At 70.4% G+C, this 17,020-nt stretch carries 20 protein-coding genes; 10 read left to right on the top strand and 10 right to left on the bottom strand.

Features of this window, described 5'->3' with window-relative positions; genetic code table 11:
* Nucleotides 1-114: 114 nt before the first annotated feature.
* Genes AB0B90_RS04765 through rimP form a run of 3 tightly spaced genes read right to left on the bottom strand, consistent with a single transcriptional unit; the run spans nt 115 to nt 1,921 of the window.
* A complete protein-coding gene (locus tag AB0B90_RS04765; RefSeq protein ID WP_350944851.1) occupies nt 115-417 on the bottom strand; it encodes a YlxR family protein in 303 nt (100 codons plus the stop codon).
* Nucleotides 401-1,408 (bottom strand): transcription termination factor NusA, encoded by a 1,008-nt coding sequence (gene nusA, locus AB0B90_RS04770; protein WP_350944715.1) that lies wholly within the window; start codon nt 1,406-1,408, stop codon nt 401-403. The genes AB0B90_RS04765 and nusA overlap by 17 nt, the downstream gene beginning before the upstream one ends.
* 12 nt (nt 1,409-1,420) lie before the next feature.
* Nucleotides 1,421-1,921 (bottom strand): ribosome maturation factor RimP, encoded by a 501-nt coding sequence (rimP, locus tag AB0B90_RS04775; protein WP_350944716.1) that lies wholly within the window; start codon nt 1,919-1,921, stop codon nt 1,421-1,423.
* A gap of 156 nt (nt 1,922-2,077) precedes the next feature.
* On the opposite strand from rimP, the gene AB0B90_RS04780 reads away from it, so the two are divergent.
* The 4 genes from AB0B90_RS04780 (at nt 2,078) to AB0B90_RS04795 (ending at nt 3,742) form a co-directional block, all read left to right on the top strand.
* On the top strand, nt 2,078-2,599 hold the full coding sequence (locus tag AB0B90_RS04780) for a hypothetical protein (RefSeq protein ID WP_350944717.1): 522 nt from the start codon (nt 2,078-2,080) through the stop codon (nt 2,597-2,599).
* Nucleotides 2,596-3,078 (top strand): ferritin-like domain-containing protein, encoded by a 483-nt coding sequence (locus tag AB0B90_RS04785; protein ID WP_350944718.1) that lies wholly within the window; start codon nt 2,596-2,598, stop codon nt 3,076-3,078. The genes AB0B90_RS04780 and AB0B90_RS04785 overlap by 4 nt, the downstream gene beginning before the upstream one ends.
* 179 nt (nt 3,079-3,257) lie before the next feature.
* Complete coding sequence (locus AB0B90_RS04790; RefSeq protein WP_350944719.1) at nt 3,258-3,449, top strand: DUF4236 domain-containing protein; 192 nt, start codon at nt 3,258-3,260, stop codon at nt 3,447-3,449.
* Complete coding sequence (locus AB0B90_RS04795; protein ID WP_350944720.1) at nt 3,449-3,742, top strand: DUF4236 domain-containing protein; 294 nt, start codon at nt 3,449-3,451, stop codon at nt 3,740-3,742. Before AB0B90_RS04790 ends, AB0B90_RS04795 begins: the two co-directional genes overlap by 1 nt.
* Before the next feature lie 126 nt (nt 3,743-3,868).
* Here AB0B90_RS04795 and AB0B90_RS04800 read toward each other — a convergent pair whose 3' ends face one another.
* Entirely contained in the window at nt 3,869-5,611 is a 1,743-nt protein-coding gene (locus AB0B90_RS04800; RefSeq protein ID WP_350944721.1) for a proline--tRNA ligase, read from the bottom strand.
* Between the two features lie 120 nt (nt 5,612-5,731).
* Nucleotides 5,732-6,298: a hypothetical protein gene (locus AB0B90_RS04805; protein ID WP_350944722.1), complete on the bottom strand. Its 567-nt coding sequence runs from the start codon at nt 6,296-6,298 to the stop codon at nt 5,732-5,734.
* Between the two features lie 544 nt (nt 6,299-6,842).
* On the opposite strand from AB0B90_RS04805, the gene AB0B90_RS04810 reads away from it, so the two are divergent.
* Both AB0B90_RS04810 and AB0B90_RS04815 read left to right on the top strand, forming a co-directional pair.
* Nucleotides 6,843-8,192, top strand: a complete 1,350-nt coding sequence (locus AB0B90_RS04810; RefSeq protein ID WP_350944723.1) for an FAD-dependent oxidoreductase — start codon at nt 6,843-6,845, stop codon at nt 8,190-8,192.
* 157 nt (nt 8,193-8,349) lie between these two features.
* The gene (locus AB0B90_RS04815) at nt 8,350-9,615 is read left to right on the top strand and encodes an aldolase (RefSeq protein WP_362920811.1); all 1,266 of its coding nucleotides are present in this window, start codon (nt 8,350-8,352) and stop codon (nt 9,613-9,615) included.
* A 162-nt stretch (nt 9,616-9,777) separates the two neighbouring features.
* Here the strand turns inward: AB0B90_RS04815 and AB0B90_RS04820 are convergent, their stop codons facing one another.
* From AB0B90_RS04820 to AB0B90_RS04830, 3 genes are all read right to left on the bottom strand, one after another.
* Nucleotides 9,778-10,452, bottom strand: a complete 675-nt coding sequence (locus AB0B90_RS04820; protein WP_350944725.1) for a copper homeostasis protein CutC — start codon at nt 10,450-10,452, stop codon at nt 9,778-9,780.
* Nucleotides 10,453-10,495: 43 nt separating this feature from the next.
* Nucleotides 10,496-11,152, bottom strand: coding sequence for a GNAT family N-acetyltransferase (locus AB0B90_RS04825; RefSeq protein WP_350944726.1), 657 nt, complete (start codon nt 11,150-11,152; stop codon nt 10,496-10,498).
* A 272-nt stretch (nt 11,153-11,424) separates the two neighbouring features.
* Complete coding sequence (locus AB0B90_RS04830; RefSeq protein ID WP_350944727.1) at nt 11,425-12,171, bottom strand: GntR family transcriptional regulator; 747 nt, start codon at nt 12,169-12,171, stop codon at nt 11,425-11,427.
* Between the two features lie 136 nt (nt 12,172-12,307).
* On the opposite strand from AB0B90_RS04830, the gene AB0B90_RS04835 reads away from it, so the two are divergent.
* Both AB0B90_RS04835 and AB0B90_RS04840 read left to right on the top strand, forming a co-directional pair.
* Nucleotides 12,308-12,661, top strand: a complete 354-nt coding sequence (locus AB0B90_RS04835; RefSeq protein ID WP_350944728.1) for a hypothetical protein — start codon at nt 12,308-12,310, stop codon at nt 12,659-12,661.
* A 203-nt stretch (nt 12,662-12,864) separates the two neighbouring features.
* The gene (locus AB0B90_RS04840) at nt 12,865-13,395 is read left to right on the top strand and encodes a BTAD domain-containing putative transcriptional regulator (protein WP_350944729.1); all 531 of its coding nucleotides are present in this window, start codon (nt 12,865-12,867) and stop codon (nt 13,393-13,395) included.
* 36 nt (nt 13,396-13,431) lie between these two features.
* Here the strand turns inward: AB0B90_RS04840 and AB0B90_RS04845 are convergent, their stop codons facing one another.
* A complete protein-coding gene (locus AB0B90_RS04845) occupies nt 13,432-14,160 on the bottom strand; it encodes an alpha/beta hydrolase (RefSeq protein ID WP_362920815.1) in 729 nt (242 codons plus the stop codon).
* Between the two features lie 125 nt (nt 14,161-14,285).
* Here AB0B90_RS04845 and AB0B90_RS04850 point away from each other — a divergent pair, with 125 nt between their 5' ends.
* Nucleotides 14,286-14,936: a GntR family transcriptional regulator gene (locus tag AB0B90_RS04850; RefSeq protein WP_350944733.1), complete on the top strand. Its 651-nt coding sequence runs from the start codon at nt 14,286-14,288 to the stop codon at nt 14,934-14,936.
* A 40-nt stretch (nt 14,937-14,976) separates the two neighbouring features.
* Nucleotides 14,977-16,014: a 1-aminocyclopropane-1-carboxylate deaminase gene (locus AB0B90_RS04855; protein WP_350944735.1), complete on the top strand. Its 1,038-nt coding sequence runs from the start codon at nt 14,977-14,979 to the stop codon at nt 16,012-16,014.
* A 53-nt stretch (nt 16,015-16,067) separates the two neighbouring features.
* Here AB0B90_RS04855 and AB0B90_RS04860 read toward each other — a convergent pair whose 3' ends face one another.
* Nucleotides 16,068-16,841: an SDR family oxidoreductase gene (locus AB0B90_RS04860; RefSeq protein ID WP_350944737.1), complete on the bottom strand. Its 774-nt coding sequence runs from the start codon at nt 16,839-16,841 to the stop codon at nt 16,068-16,070.
* Between the last annotated feature and the right edge of the window lie 179 nt (nt 16,842-17,020).

Here is a 17,020-nt window from a genome sequence, read left to right on the forward strand (position 1 = left end):
GTGCCGCCGGACCGTCGTTACGTTGACGTACTCATCGCCGCATGCTCATCAGGCGCTCATAGCTATCTGACCAGCCCATCAGTTCGGCGTCCTACATGACAGTCGGTAACCATTTCACCCGATCCTTTCAGCCTGTTGCTCTTCCAGGTGGCCGCGCAGTCGCGACAGGTCGAGCGATTCCGCGACGCGAAAAGCCCGCGAAAACGCTCGGCGACGCTCTGCGAGTTCGAGACAGCTCAAGGTGGGATGCAGTGAAGCACCACGCCCTTGGAGCCGTCTTCGCAGGTCAGGGACGATAACGCCCTCGACCACCACCAGGCGGAGCAGCTCGGAGGAAACCGTGCGAACCCGGCACCCCACACATGTTCTTCGTGGGGCAGCCTGGCCACCATATTCCAGCTTACCGTGTGGGCGCATCTGCGGCACCGGCCGCGTCCCCCGGCTGGGTGTCGGGACGGATGTCGATCCGCCAGCCGGTGAGGCGGGCGGCGAGCCGGGCGTTCTGCCCCTCCTTGCCGATGGCGAGGGAGAGCTGGTAGTCAGGCACGGTCACGCGCGCGGCGCGGCCGTCGAAGTCGATCACCTCTACGTGGGAAACGCGGGCCGGGGACAACGCATTCCCGACGAACTCCGCGGGATCCTCCGACCAGTCGATGATGTCGATCTTCTCGCCGTGCAACTCCGTCATCACGTTGCGTACCCGCGAGCCCATCGGGCCGATGCAGGCACCCTTGGCGTTCACCCCCGGGCGCCGGGACCGGACCGCGAGCTTGGTGCGGTGACCGGCCTCGCGGGCGACGGCGGCGATCTCGACCGTGCCGTCGGCGATCTCGGGCACCTCCAGCGCGAAGAGCTTCTTCACCAGGCCGGGGTGGGTGCGCGACAGGGTCACCGAGGGACCCTTGTGGCCCTTCTTGACCTGCACCACGTAGCAGCGGATGCGGTCGCCGTGGACGTATTCCTCGCCCGGGACCTGCTCGCTGTGCGGCAGCACCGCCTCGATCTTGCCCAGGTCGACCAGGACGACCCTCGGGTCCTTGCCCTGCTGGATGACCCCCGCCACGAGTTCGCCCTCACGACTGGCGAACTCACCGAAGTTGATCTCATCCTCGGCGTCGCGGAGCTGCTGCAGGATCACCTGCTTGGCCGTGGTCGCGGCGATGCGGCTGAAGTTGCCCGGGGTGTCGTCGAACTCCCTGAGCACCTCCCCGCTCTCGTCGTCGAGCTCGGCCGCGAAGATGGTCACGTGCCCTGACTTGCGGTCGAGCTCGGCGCGCGCCTTGGCCGCCGCGCCCTCACTCCGGAAATACGCGATCAGCAGCGCGTCCTCGATCGCCTTGACGACCAGGTCGAAGGAGATGTCCTTCTCCCTCTCCAGGCTGCGCAGGACGCTCATGTCGATGTCCACGAGGCTTCCCCCTTAGCCCTCGTCGCCGTCTTCGCCGTCGTCTTCGGCGTCGTCGAGCCGGCGGAATTCCACCTGCACCCGTCCTCGGGTCAGGTCCTCATAGTCGATGCGGCGCGGTGCGCCGTCGACGTCCAGCTCCACTCCGGTCTCGTCGGTGGCGACGATCCGGCCCTCCACGGCGGTGCCGTCCCGCAGGTCGGCCTTGACCAGCCTCTTCACCGCGCGGCGCCAGTGACGCGGCTCGGTGAGGGGACGGTCGACCCCCGGAGAGGAGACCTCCAGCACGTACGGGGTGGTTCCCATCGCCTCGTCGGCGTCCAGTGTCTCGGAGACGACGTGGCTGATCTCCGCGACGTCGTCGAGGCTCACGCCGCCGTCACGGTCGACCACGACACGCAGCAGCCGCCGCTTGCCCGCGGGGGTGACCGTGACGTCCTCCAAGTCGAGCCCTCCGGCTCCGACGACAGGTTCCAGAAGCTTCATCAGGCGGTCGCGGGATGTGGCGCTGCCCATGCCGACCTCCCATTGTCACGATCTCAGCCGGGCGGACCTCGCCCATGCGATTAACCAGCCTATCCACACCAGGGCGTAGAAACAGCGCCACTCGGTGTGGCGGAGCCGCCCGAGAAGCGAGGTGAGTGCCATTATTCCAAGCCCGTACGATGCTAAGTGCGTCAGCTGCCCGACACAGAACCGGAGGTCGTCGTGCGTTCCGTCTCCCGGCGCGCCCTGCTGAGGGGCGGCGCTCTCGGGGTGGCAGCCGTGACGGCCGCGGGGTGCGCCACCGGTGAGCCGGTGCCGCCCGTGGCCGCGCCGCCCGACCCCGAGACGCTGCTCCTGCGCGAGCTGATCGCGGGCAAGGAGCGGACCGTGGCGCTGTACGCCTCGGCCGCCTCGCCCCGGCTGGAGCCCTTCAGGCAGCGGCACGAGGCCCATCTCGCCGAGCTCCGCCGCCGCCTCCCGCCCGCTCCGGCGTCCACGGCCGCGCCCCCCTCTGCTTCGCCCACGCCGTCCCCGTCAGCCGGCCCGGCTCGGAGCACGTCGGTGCGGGCCCTGCGCGACCTGGAACGCAAGGCCGCGGCACTGCGCACCCGTCAGATCGAGGGGGTCTCACCCCCGCTCGCCCAGTTGCTCGCGTCCATCGGCGCCTGCGAGGCCGCGCACGCCCTCGCCCTGTCGAGGCCGCTGTGAGAGGCGCGCGGGGGGCCGCGGGGGCCGATCAAGGGCTCGGCGCGGCGCTGGCGGCCGAGCACGCCGCCGTGTACGCGTACGGGATCCTCGGGGCCAGGACCACGGGCAGGCTGCGGGCGGCGATGACGACGGCCTACAACGCCCATCGCGCCCGCCGCGACCAGCTCCGCACGATGATCACCACCGCGGGCGGCACACCCGCCGAGCCCAAAGCGGTCTACGAGCTTCCGATCACGCCCTCCGGCCCGGACCAGGCGGTGGAGCTGGCCGTGCTGGTCGAGCGCGGGGTGACCGGCGCCTATCTGGAGCTGGCCGCGACCACCGACACCACGCTGCGCAAGATGGCCGCGCTGGTCATGCAGGAGTGCGTCACCCGCTCCTACAGCCTGCGGCCCGAGATCGACGCCTTTCCCGGCATGCCGCCCAGGACCGCGCCGCCGAACCCGGAGCCCACTCCCACCCCGGCCACGTCCCAGTGACCTTTCCTTTCGCATTTCACGAGTGACCCCTTCCGGCACAACGGACTGGTCAACGTGGAAATCGATCTCCAATGGAGGCCGCCTGGGGCGCGAGTCGCGAATCAAACCCGCTTTCGACCACGTTTGCACCGTGCCTGCCGGGTAGTTGGATCTCGCCGAATACGCCTAAGGAGGAAGTAATGGGCTGGGGATACCGGAAATCCATGAAGTTCGGTCCGTTCCGTCTTAACCTTTCGCGGAGTGGAGTGGGCCACAGCTGGGGAAACCGCGCCTTCAGGGTCACCAGAACGGCCGACGGGCGCCGCACGCTGAGCATCAATCTTCCCGGTGGCTTCCACTGGCGCAAGACCGTCAGCAGCAGCCGTCGCTGATGGGCATCACTCCGGAACCCTTCGCGGACGCCGCTCGTTCTCACCAGACGACACGGCGTTTCCGCGAGTCCGGGGAGAAGGCATTGGGCTGGGGATACAGAAAGTCAGTCAAAGTCGGTCCTTTCAGGATCGACCTGTCCCCGCGCGGGATCGGCCACAGTTTCGGCGGTCGCGGATTTCACGTCAGCAGAACTCCCGACGGCCGCACATACGTGACCGTCAACCTGCCCGGCGGGTTTCACGTGGGTAAGGCGATCGGCCCGAACTCCCGGCGTCGACACCACCACTACTGACGCGCGGCCACACACTCGAAAAGAGCGGCCCGCCCCTTCCAGGGGGCGGGCCGCTCTCACGCGTTCGGGGATCACCCGCCGCGAAGCCGTGCCGCGCGTTCGGAAATCACCCCCGACGGGCCGTTCTCACCCCTGGCAGGCCGCCACGACGCGGTCGACGGCCTCGGCGAGCGGGATCTCCTCCTTGGCGCCGGTGGCGCGGTCGCGTAGCTCCGCGACCCCCTGGGTGAGACCTCGGCCGACGATCAGGATCGTCGGCATGCCGAGCAGCTCGGCGTCCTTGAACTTCACCCCCGGGGAGACGCCGGCCCGGTCGTCCACCAGGACGCGCAGCCCGCGGGCCTCCAGCTCTTCGGCGAGGCGGGTGGCGGCCTCTATCTGGCCGTCCTTGCCGGTGCCCACGACATGGACGTCGGCGGGGGCGATCTCACGGGGCCAGACCAGGCCGAGCTCGTCGTGCCTCTGCTCGGCCAGCACCGCCACGGCCCGGGAGACGCCGATGCCGTAGGAGCCCATGGTGACGCGAATGGGCTTGCCGTCGGGGCCGAGGGCGTCGAGCTTCGCGGCGTCGGCGTACTTGCGGCCGAGCTGGAAGATGTGGCCGATCTCGATGCCGCGGTCGATGGACAGGCCGGAGCCGCAGACCGGGCAGGCGTCACCCGCGCGGACCTCCGCGGCCTCGATGGTGCCGTCGGCGACGAAGTCACGGCCGGCGACGACGTCCACCGCGTGCTTGCCCGGCTCGTTCGCGCCGGTCACCCAGGCGGTGCCGTCGACCACGCGGGGGTCGACGAGATAGCGGATGCCGAGGTCCTTGAGGACCTGGGGGCCGATGTAGCCGCGGACCAGGCCGGGGTGCCTGGCGAAGTCCTCGGCCTCGAAGATCGCGGGCTCACCGGGGGCGAGGGAGGCCTCCAGCCGCTTGAAGTCGACCTCGCGGTCTCCGGGAACGCCGATGATCAGGGTCTCGGTCTTGCCGGTGCCGGGAACCGTCACCTTGACCACGATGTTCTTGAGCGTCTGGGCGGCGGTGATACCGAGGCCGTAGTGCTCGTTGACGTGGCCGACCAGCGACTCGATGGTCGGGGTGTCGGGGGTGTCGAGCACCCGCGTCGCGGGCCGCTCACCGGTGACCGCGGCCGGCGCGGGGGTGACGACGGCCTCCGCGTTGGCCGCGTAGCCGCAGTTGTGGCAGGCGACGAAGGTGTCCTCACCGGTGGCAGCGGGAGCGAGGAACTCCTCGGAGGCCGACCCGCCCATCGCCCCCGAGGTGGCGAAGCAGATCTTGTAGGCGATGCCGAGGCGGTCGAAGGTCTTGATGTAGGTCTCGCGGTGGCGCTCGTAGGAACGCTTGAGGCCGTCGTCGTCGAGGTCGAAGGAGTAGGAGTCCTTCATGACGAACTCGCGTCCGCGCAGGATGCCGGCCCGGGGACGGGCCTCGTCGCGGTATTTGGTCTGGATCTGGTAGAGGGTCACCGGATAGTCCTTGTAGGAGGAATACTCCCCCTTGACCATGTCGGTGAACATCTCCTCGTGGGTGGGCCCGAGGAGATAGTCGGCCCCCTTGCGGTCCTTGAGGCGGAAGAGCGTGTCGCCGTACTCGGTCCAGCGGCCGGTCGCCTCGTAGTATTCGCGGGGCAGCAGGGCGGGGAAGAGCACCTCCTGACCGCCCATGCGGTCCATCTCCTCGCGCACGACGCGCGTGACGTTCTCCAGGACCGTCTTGCCGAGCGGCAGCCAGGAATAGACGCCAGGCGCGACGCGGCGGACGTAACCGGCGCGGACGAGCAGCTTGTGGCTCGGGACTTCCGCGTCTGCCGGGTCGTCCCTCAGCGTTCGAAGAAACAGCGACGACATGCGCAGCAGCACGGCTACTCCTAGCTAGCGAGGTTCGATGCCCTACAGGCTATCGAGTCTCGCAAGCCGATTGTCTGCGGTCGGCGGCTTCCGAAGCCCCACCGAACCGCCACCGACCCCCCGCCGCGCCTCTCAGAGCCCGGTGAGGAAAACGAAGTACGAGGCCCCGAGGACGATTGCGATCAGCGCGGAGCAGACATGGTCGCGTCCGCGCCCCAGCGAACCCAGCATCCCCACCGCGATCGCGACTACCGCCGCGACGCCCCACGGCCAGAAACCCGAGACGTACTCGGGCCCACCGGGCATCGTCTTGTCGATCCCGTCGAGCAGCGCCAGCCCGGCCGCGCCGCCGGCCGCGGTGGTCCCCCAGCGGTCGCGGCGTTTGGCGAGGTAGGAGAGGATGCCGATCGCGACGAGGTTCGTGATCATGAGGTTTATCGAGATGCCGTCGTCGCCGAGGCTCATGCTCCAGGCACTCGACTCGAAGATCGCGGCGACGAGCAGCGAGAGTATCGGCCCGAACGTGGCCAGCACGCTGGAGAGCACCGCCCAGCCGAAGCCGGTGGCGGTCCGCCCCACGACGACGACGAGGAGAAGGTAGGCGTACGGGTTGTAAAGCGCGTACAGCAGATCGGGCCCGTAGGCCGCCAGCGCTCCGACGCCCCCGAGCAACATTCCCACGAAGAGCGAGAGGAGCATGTGCCGAAGGATGGCGCGGTCCCGGCGGTCTCCCGCGGCGAAGTCAAGCGTGTAATTGCGTTCCACCAAAGCCACTGATCCCCCGATCACATTTGCTAGTGGCCATCGGCAGTCTATCTGACCTGCGACAACACCTCGAACAAATCAAATTCGCAAAGCAGGTGGGCACTTGGCCAAGCTGCCGGCTCCCGGCTTTCCTTGAGCGTTTGATTAATATTTCACAGAACTCCGCCGAAGCTCCGCGACGCCGCCCGCGCCTTTCTCCGGCGGTATTCCGGCCTCCGGACGCCCCGGACCGGTCCACCGTCGGGTGGGCGGGGGTCCACTCGGGAGAACACGGGAACACGTCCCCGACGCTCCCCTGGAGGATCTTCCAACGGCGGGAGGCGGAACCCGGCACCGGATGACATCCTGATCACCGCATCCGCCGTTCACCGAAGAAAGGCTCGATCGTGTCGGCGCGTGAGTCTGGCAGTCGCCCCCCTCGGTGATACAGAATCAAGCAGGGCGTCGCGTTCATGACATCCAACGCCGAGGAGGCGATATGTCACTGCGAGTCGCGATCGTGGGGTCAGGACCCGCCGGGATCTACACCGCCGAGGCTCTGACGAAACAGGCCACCGTGCCTCTCAGGGTGGACGTGCTGGAAAGGCTGCCGACGCCGTACGGGCTGGTGCGGTACGGAGTGGCTCCCGATCACACCTCGATCAAGTCGATAGCCGGATACCTGCGCGGCGTGCTGGAGCTTCCCGAGGTGCGGTTCCTCGGGGGCGTCGAGCTGGGCAAGGATGTCGACGTCGCCGACCTGCTCGACTGCTACGACGCCGTGGTCTACTGCACCGGCGCGATGGTGGACCGGCGAATGGGCATTCCCGGCGAGGACCTGCCGGGCAGTGTGGCCGCCACCGACTTCGTCAACTGGTACTGCGGTCACCCCGACATGCCCGCCGACCGTTTCGTCCTCGACAGCCCCGAGGTCGCGGTGATCGGCGTGGGCAACGTGGCGGTCGACGTGGTGCGCGTCCTGGCCAAGACCGCGGAGGAGTTGCGCGCCACGGACGTGCCGGAGGAGGTGCTGACCCGGCTCGCCGCCAGCGAGGTGAAGACCGTCCACATGATCGGGCGCCGGGGGCCCGAGCACGCCAAGTTCACGTTGAAGGAGCTCAGGGAGCTGGGCGAGCTGGCCAACGCGGACGTGCGCGTACGGCCCGAGGAGTGCGTGGCGGACGTCACGGCGGCCTCCCGGCAGGTCCGGGGGAACGTCGAGGTGCTGCGGAGCTGGGCGACCCGCCCCGCGAGGGGCCTCCCCCGGCGGCTGGACGTGCGGTTCTGGATGCGCCCGGTGGAGATCCTCGGCGAAGGGCGGGTGGAGGCGCTCAGACTGGAGCGCACCCGGCTGGAGGACGGCCGGGTGGTCGGCACCGGCGAGTTCGAGACCCTCCCGGTCGGCATGGTGTTGCGCTCGGTCGGCTACCAGAGCGTGCCACTGCCCGGTGTTCCCTTCTCGGAGACCACCATGACCGTGCCGAACGAGGCCGGCCGGGTCCGCGACCGCGAATACGTCGCGGGCTGGCTCAAGCGGGGTCCCACCGGTGTGATCGGCACCAACAAGTCCGACGCCGCGGAGACGGTCCGCACCCTCCTCGCCGACCTGGCCGACCTCGATCCTGTCCGCCGCGCGGACCCGGACGAACTTCTCGCCTCCCGGGGCGTCTCGCCGATCACCTACGAGCACTGGCTCGCCATCGAGGCGGCCGAGGCGGCTCTGGCCAGGTCCCTCGACCGAGGAGAGCGGGTGAAGCTCCTCGGTCTCGCCGCCATGCTCACCGCCTGTGATCGGGAGCTGTGGTCGGGAGGCGATCTGGAGGCCGGCCGAACCGGCCAGGCGGGCTGAACCGGCGACCGGCCGGGCAGCCCTTACCGACCGAACCGGCCAAAAGTCGGGAATGGTCGGTGAACCGGGCGATTTCGCACTCGCGCCCCGGTCGAACCGGCACGCCCGCCCCGAACCGGCCCCCGCGCGAACCGGCACGTCCAGGAGGAGCACCAGCATGCGCGTCACGCTCGCCGACCCGTCCGCCCTGATCCCGGGTTTCGAGCAGACCCACCGTGAGCAGTCCGCGCTGTACCCGTACCGACCGGCCGACTGGCAGCCCGTGCACACGGTCTACGTTCCCGCCGACCGGTTCGACGCCGGGACGACGCGGGAGTGGGGGGACGCGGCGCTGGAGCTGTTCCGGCGGCACCTGCCGGCGGGCGACCTCGCCGTGATCCTCGGCACGACCCCCGGCGTTGTTCTCGGTGCCCCCGGTGCCCCCGGTGCCCCCGGCGCCCCCCTCGGTGCGCCCTTCGGCGCGGGCGAGGACGTCGCCGGAGCCGTGCACCGGATGGTGGCCGCCAAGCTCGCCGGGGAGCCCGTCGAGGACCTGCGGATCGACTTCGAGGACGGCTACGGGACGCGCCCCGGGGAGGAGGACGGCCACGCCTCCTCCGCCGCCAAGGCGATCGCGGCCATGCACGCGGCCGGGACGCTCCCCCGCCGCTGGGGACTGCGGGTGAAGTCGTTCGCCGACGGCGACCCGGTCCGCGCCGTCAGGACCCTGGACGGTTTCCTCACCGGCGTGCTCGATCGGGCCGGGCACCTGCCCGAAGGCTTCGTGGTCACCTTCCCGAAGGTGCTGATGAGGGACTACCTGTACCAGTTCGCCGACTGTCTCGACGTGCTGGAGGACGGACTGGGTCTCGGCCGGGGCGCGCTGAGGTTCGAGATCCAGGTGGAGGCGCCGCAGACGGTGCTGTTCCTCGACGCGGGCCTGGTGACCTCCCTGCGGGGCAGGCTGGCCGCGGCCCACTTCGGTGTCTTCGACTACACGGCGAGCTGCGCCCTTCCACCGCACGAGCAGCGGCTGGACCACCCCGCCTGCGACCACGCCAGACACGTCATGCAGACCGTCTTCGCCGGGACCGGGGTGGAGCTGTCCGACGGCTCGCTGGCCGCCTCTCCCGCCTCGGACGGCGGGAGTGACGTGCGGGCCCTGTGGCGGCGCCACGCGGAGCTCGTCGGGCACTCCCTGAAGCACGGCTTCTACCAGGGCTGGGACATGCACCCGTCACACCTGGTCAGCCGGTACGCGGCGGTCTATGCCTTCCACCTGTCCCGGTACGGGGAGTACGCCCACCGGGTACGCGCCTGGGAGGAGCGGCGCGACGCCGGTGAGGGGGTGATGGACGAGCCCGCCACGGTCAAGACCATGGCCGCCGCTCTCCGCCGCGCCGACCTGGCACTGGGCGACGGCCTCGCGAAGCCACCGGCCTGACCCCGGTCACCTCCAGGGTCCGGTCTCGGCCACGGGTGCCGGGCACGGGTTCCCCCGGGGGAGGCCCGATCCGGGTGGCACGGCGGGGATCCCACCGTCTCTCGCGGCCGATCATCGCGCCCCCACGGGGCCTCGTCGAGGCCCGACGAGGCCCTGCGGGGCTCAGTCGATCAGGGTGCGCCACTCGCGGACCCGGCGGGCGTCGACCGGGTCCGACCAGGACGCCCGCACGGCGCTGCCGACGTGGAAGGCCCGCACGCCGTACTCCATCAGCGCTCCGACGTGGCAGGGCCGCAACCCACCCCCGGCCATGATCAGCGGGCCGTCGCCGGCCTCGCACCGGGTCTTGAGCACCGGCAGCCCGTCCGCCACGCCACCGGGCGCACCCGAGGTGAGCACGGTGGCGAGGTTGGGCAGGAGACGGACGGCACGCCAGCTCGCCTGGATGTCGGCCGCGTGGTCCACCGCCCGGTGGAAGGTCCAGGGCAGCGGCGCGACCGCGTGGATGAGCGTCTCGGTGGCGGCCAGGTCGACCGCTCCCGCCTCGTCGAGGAAGCCGAACACGAACCCGGCCGCGCCCGCGTCGGCGAGGGCCCTGGCAGCGCGGCTCAGGGCCTTCAGCGACTCGGGCGTGGCCAGGAACGACGCCTCCGCGCGCAACATCACCATCTGAGGAAGCGCGCACTTCCTGGAGATCGCCGCGACCGTCTCCACCGCCGGGGTGACCCCGTCGGAGGTCATGTCGGCGACGACCTCCAGGCGATCGGCGCCGCCCGCTTCCGCGGCGACGGCGTCACGCACGTCGAGCGTGATCACCTCAAGTAAGGATCCGGTCATGGATGGAGGTTATCGGATGGTTTTGTCCTGGGATCGCCGTGGTTCAGACATGCTCGGGGACGAACGCTCCGCGCCGGTCCGAGAAGGGCAGCGCGAGGCCGGACGCGCGAGCGCGCAGGCCCCCCGGCCGCTGGAACAGGGCGCCGGAGGCGCGGTGCGGCAGGTCGACCGTGCGGAGATGCGCGAAACGCTGTCCCCGATAGTAGTCCTGCAACCTTGAGTTGTCCTTGGAGCAGTCAAGCCTGAGCCATCTTTTCCCCAAGGCCAGGGCCCGCAGGCCCGCCCAGTCGAGGAGCGCCTCTCCCAGGCCCGTACCGGCGTGGTCGCGCGCCACGGCCAGCTTGTGGACATAGAGCGCCGAGGAGGGATCGTCGTCCCGGCTCCAGAACTCGGGGTCGGCGTGGCCGTCCAGGGCGAGGGTGGCGACGGGTCCGCCCTCCCGGACGTGTCCGTCGTCGGCGTCCAGGTCCGGCCTCTCCTCCTCGGCCTGCCTTTCCAGCAGGTACAGGACCCCCTCGCCGATCAGCGGGGTGATGCGCCCGGCGGGGAAGCCGTCCGCGGGCCACTGCCGCACGCCGCGGCCGTTCAGCCATCCGGCGGTCTCGGCGAGGAGCGCGAGCACTCCGTCGAGGTCACCGTCCGTGGCCCTGCGCAGCGTGAACGGGCGCGTGGCGGTGGGACTGGCGGTGTTCGAGTGCATGGTTCATCCCTTCGTTGCGTTTGGTGCGTGAGATGACACGGAGCGTGACCATGTGATGGCGCACGGCAGCCATGCCGGGCTAGGCGGATGCCTAGGGGTCTGGGGTGAGCGGCGGGGCCGCGCCGGGGAGAGGAGGCGGGGAGAGGCCCAGCGGAACGAGAGGCGCGGGCGGGCGCGGAGAGCGGCGTCTAGCCACCCGGCGGGCGCGACCCTGTGTTCGCCCGCGGCGCGGGCGGAACGGCGGCCGGCCCGTCAGGGCGGTCACGGAGACGTCAACGGCTTTCCAGCTCGTACCGGATCAGGTGCTTGTCCGCGGGCAGGACGGAGACCGCCACGCGCACGGGGGTGTCGTCCTCGTCGTAGCCGACCCGGATGTAGACGACGACCGGCGTGCCGAGCTGGAGCTGGAGTCGTTCGCTCTCGGCGCTGTTGGGCATCCGCGCCCAGATGTCGTCCACCACCCGCACCTGGCGGTGGCCGAGTTCCTCCAGGACCTTGTTCGCCCCGCGCTTGATGTCACCGGGGCGGGTGATCTCGGAGTCCGCGACCAGGGCGAGGGGGAAATAGGAGTCGTTGGTGTTGTACGGCTGGCCGTCCACGAAGCGCAGCCTGCGGCGGACCACGGCGAGCTCCTCGTCGGAGAGCTCCAGCCTGCTGGCGATCTCCTCGGCCGGCTGCACGATCGAGACCTCGATCTCCTGGCTCGGCGCGCGCCCCTCCTGGGAGACGGCCCAGGCGAAGGCCTCCATGGTCTCCTCGCGCCGCGGCTGCAGCTCGCGCTGGGGATGCATGAGCAGCGGGCGGCGTTCCCTCACGACGGTGCCCCTGCGGGGGGTGCGGGTGACCAGGCCCTCGTTCACGAGCTCGCCGAGGGCGAGCCGTACGGTGTTGCGGCTCACCTGGTGCACGAGCATGAGTTCCGCCTCGGTCGGCAGCTGATCTCCCGGTCCGAGCGCACCGGAGTAGATGGTCCTCCGCAGGTCGGAGGCCACCTGTTGATACAGCGTTGACCGTGCCATTAAGTCCCCTTTGTGCCAACAAAACTAGACGATCTGGTTCTAGTGGGGAACAGCCCCTTGACCCAACCTCCCAAGACCCGCATCATCCAATCGTTGGTACAAATCCACCGAAAGGTCTACGAGGGGGTGGAAGCCGGTGCTGTCGGTCCGCACGAACACGCCGCACGCGCCCTGGCGTGAGCCCCGCGAGGCGACGCGTCTGCTGCGTTACGCGTTGCACCGTCAGGGATTCACCCACACCTACCAGAGCAACGGAAACGGCATGTCCGTGCTCTCGGTAATGACCGATCTAACCGTTTGGTGTAAAAACGGGTTGTTTGTCTGGAATGAGGATGGCATCGAGTCGTCCCACCCGGCCGACGACCCGGCGGGAGCGGCCCGTCTCATCTCACGGCACTACCGGCGGCCCACACCCGACGACGACCTCCCGGAGGAGGCGGCGGACCTTTCGGTCCGCGCCTTCGCCGCCACAGGCTCCGAGCGCGACTAGCGGACCGAGGACCCCATCCCTCGCCGGGGTCCTCCGTCGCCGCGCCGGGGGCGGAACGCGTCCTGGCGGGTCCCCCACGCCCGCCAGGGCGCGCTTCCCATCACGGAAACGCGTTCTGACGGAACAGGGACCCGCCGGGACGTGATCGCTCGCCTCCCCTCACCTCCGCCTCCGACGGCGGGCGACCCGCTGGGGCGGAAGACGTGGGACCACGCGAGGGAAGACGATCACCCTCCGTACCGCCTCGGGAGGCCCTGGAGCTGTGGCGGGGACCCGCGCTCGCCGACGCCGCGGACGCCACCTCCGTGCGGGCCCTGGTCCCGCGACCGGAGGAGCGCGGGCTCGGCGCCCCGGAGGACCGCATCGAGGCCGACCCTTCAGCGGGGCGAGCACCGGGCCGCGGTGCCCGAACCGCGGGAACCGGCCCCCGCGGGCGGCGACCACCGCGCATGGCCTCCTCGTACGAGTACGAGGAGGCCATGCGCGAGTACGCGGCGGGATGCCGGGGGCGGGCGACGGGGTGGGCAGGTGGGTGGTCCCCCGAGAGCCGGCTCATGGCCTGGTTCGTCGGCCAGAACCACAAGCTTCCGCCCTGCGTGCCGTGGAAGGGCCTGATCGCCAAGGGCATCCGGCGGACGGCGAACGCCATCACCCCGAAGGACTACGAGCGCCGACCCGGCCGGACCACGCACCGCCGCGAACATTTCCGTTCGCGATGGACTCCGGCCGGGTGAGCCGCTCCGGGATCGTGCGGCGGCAGTGTGGCCGCGTCAGGAGGCGGTGGCGCGGGCGGCGGCGTCGATGAGGTCGGCGACGGCGGCGGGCTGGGAGACGGTGACGGCGTGGGAGGCGTCGATCTCGACGGTCGTCGACTCCGCCCTCTTGGCCATGAAGCGCATGGATTCGGCGGGAATGGCCAGGTCCTGGGTGGTGACCATGGTCCAGGACGGGATGGTCTTCCAGGCAGCCCTGGTCGCCTTGTCCGCCAGCGCGTTCGCTTCGATGGGCCGCTGCGTGGCCGCCATCAGCGCGGCCGTCCCCGGGTCGACGTCGGCGGCGAACACCTCGCGGAACCCGTCCTGCCGGATGTAGAGGTCGGTCCCGGTGCCCCCACCGGCCGCCGGGTACGGCACCTGGTACAGGGCGGGGCCGAGCTCACCGCCGGGGAACCTGGCCGCCAGCTCGCCGGTGCTCTCGCCGACCTCGAGGTTGAAGCTGGCGATGTAGACGAGCGCGACGACGCCGTCGGCGCCGTCGGCGGCCTCGCTCATCACCGATCCGCCGTACGAGTGGCCGGCGATCACGATCGGGCCGGTGAGGCTGTCGAGCACGCTGCGCAGGTAGGCGGCGTCCTCCCGCAGTCCGCGCAGCGGGTTGGCGACGGCGATGACCGGATAGCCGCGGCGCCGGAGGTCGGCCACCACGCCGTTCCAGCTCGCGGACTCGGCGAAGGCGCCGTGGACCAGGACGACGGTGGGCTCGCGGGACGTGGTGCTCATCGGGATTTCCTCTCGATAAGGGGGCGACGGCTGCCGCTCATGAGGAAAATATGCAATATATTGCTAGCACCGTCAACCTCGCGGCCCGGTTTGAAGTTTCCCGCTCGGTGTGCGCAATATATTGCATGCCCATCCCGCACAACACGCCCGCCATCGACCGGCATCTCCTGCGTGACAACGTCTACCAGCGCCTGCGCGACGCCATCGTCGACGGCAGCCTCGCGCCGGGCGAGCAGTTACGCGACGTCGAGCTGGCGGCCTGGCTCGGGGTCAGCCGCACCCCTGTCCGCGAGGCGCTGCTGCGGCTCGCGGAGGCCGGGCTGGTCGTGGCCCAGCCGGGACGCTCCACGACGGTGAGCTCGCTGAACCTGCGCGACATCCGTGAGGCCCGCGACGTGGTGGCGGCGATGCACGAACTCGCCGTCCGTGAGGCGGTGGGCGGTCTCACCGAAGCCGACCTCGACGCGATGCGCGAGGCCAACGACCGGTTCCGCGCGGCGATCGAGCAGGGCGACATCGAGGCGGCCCTGCTCGCCGACGACGAACTGCACGGCATCCCCGTGCGGGTGGCCTCGAACCGGGCCCTGACCTCGGTCCTCGACCAGTTCACGCCGGTGCTGCGCCGCGCCGAGCGGCTGCGCTTCTCCTCGCTGGGCGGGCGTGCCTCCCTCACCCGGCACGACAACCTCATCCGGCTCTGTGCCGCCGGAGACGCGGACCAGGCGGCGGCGATCGCCTTCGACACCTGGCACACGCTGCCCGCCACCGAGGAGTGAACATGCCCCTGTCCGATTTCCCCGCCACCGTGGAGCGAGCATGACCCTGTCCGATTTCCCCCGCCACCGGCTGACCTTCGGGCCGAGTCCCGTCCATCCGCTGCCGCGGCTCACCCGGCATCTCGGCGGGGCGTCCATCTGGGCGAAGCGCGAGGACTGCAACTCCGGGCTCGCGTACGGCGGCAACAAGACCCGCAAGCTCGAGTACATCGTCCCCGACGCGCTCGCCCATGGTGCCGACACACTGGTGTCGATCGGCGGATACCAGTCCAACCACACCCGCCAGGTCGCCGCCGTCGCCGCGTCGCTGGGGTTGAAGGCGGTGCTGGTGCAGGAGAACTGGGTCGACTGGCCCGACTCCGTCAACGACCGGGTCGGCAACATCATGCTGAGCCGGATCATGGGCGCCGAGGTCAGGCTCGACCCGGCCGGCTTCGGCATCGGCTTCAAGGACTCGTGGAACCGGGCGATCGAGGACGTGAAGGCGCGCGGCGGCACGCCGTACCCGATCCCGGCGGGCGCCTCCGACCACCGGCTCGGCGGACTCGGGTTCGCGAACTGGGCGTACGAGGTGGCGGAGCAGGAACGCGAGCTGGGCGTCTTCTTCGACACCGTCGTGGTCTGCGCGGTCACCGGCTCGACCCAGGCCGGCATGATCGCCGGGTTCGCCGCCCTGGAGGAGGCCGGCGGCCGGCCACGCCGGGTGATCGGGATCGACGCGAGCGCGAAGCTCGAGGAGACCCGCGACCAGGTGGCCCGGATCGCGAGGGCCACCGCCGAGCTCATCGGCGTCGGCCGCCCCCTGAGAGAGGACGAGATCACCATCCTCGACGGGTGGGCGGGCGACCTGTACGGGATCCCCGTCCGGTCGACCCTGGACGCGATCCGGCTCACCGGTGAGCTGGAAGGCGTGATCATCGACCCGGTCTACGAGGGCAAGTCGATGGCCGGCCTGATCGACCTCGTCACCGGCGGGGAGATCCCCCGTGACTCCACCGTCCTGTACGCCCACCTGGGCGGCCAGCCGGCGCTGAACGCCTACAGCGCCCTGTTCACCCACACGGGTCCGGTCACCTGACCCCGCTCACGGCTCGCGCTCGGACGTCTCCTCGACGTCGTGGACCGCGCGGCTCAGCTGAGGCCGCCGTTGGCCTGGAGGTTCTGGCCGGTGAGCCAGCGGCCGTCGGGTCCCACCAGAAAGGCCACGACGTCCGCGATGTCCGAGGGCGCGCCGAGGCGGGAGAGCGGGGTGAGCGCGGCGATCTCGGTCAGGACCTTCTCCGGGTTGGTACCGCGCAGCAGGTCGGTGTCCGTCGCGCCCGGGGAGACCGTGTTGACGGTGATGCCCCGCCCGCCGAGCTCGCGGGCCGCGACGGCGGTCAGCTGTTCGAGCGCGCCCTTGCTCGCCGCGTAGGGGGCGATACCGGCCGCGGGGCGGACGGTGTTGAGAGTGGAGATGTTGACGATGCGGCCGCCGTCGCGCATGTGCCTCGCGGCGTACCGGATGGTGAGGAAGGCGGCCTTGGCGTTGACCGCCATGGCGCGGTCGTACAGTTTCTCGCTGGTCTCCGCGATGGAGATCGGGGTGAAGCTCAGCGCGGCGTTGTTCACCAGGATGTCGAGGCCGCCGAGGACCTGCCCGGCGGTCTCCATCAGCCACTCCGCGGCGCCGCGCCTGGCGAGGTCCACCTGGACGGCGCGGGCGCTGCCGCCCGCCTCCTTGACGGTCTCCTCCACCTCGCTCGCGGACACGGCGGCGTTCGCGTAGCCGAAGACGACGTCCGCCCCGTCGCGGGCGAGGCGCTCCACGATCGCCCGGCCGATGCCCCTGGACCCCCCGGTGACCACCGCCGTCCTGCCTTCGAGCACCGCCATACCGGCCTCCGCCTCTCCCGTGAACTCCACGACCGTGCCTTCGCGTCCGCTCCCCGTCCGCGCCCCTCGGCTTCCCGCGAATCTATGATCAACCGGCGTGCCTGTCGATGTCTCTCCGCCTTTCGGACAGCCGTGCCGGAGCCCGCGCACCGGATGGGAGCGGGAGCGGTTCCCTGGCGCGTTCCAGATCCGTAATACTCCGGCCCTGG

Source organism: Streptosporangium sp. NPDC049078 (assembly GCF_040648855.1).
In the GTDB taxonomy this organism is placed as follows: domain Bacteria; phylum Actinomycetota; class Actinomycetes; order Streptosporangiales; family Streptosporangiaceae; genus Streptosporangium.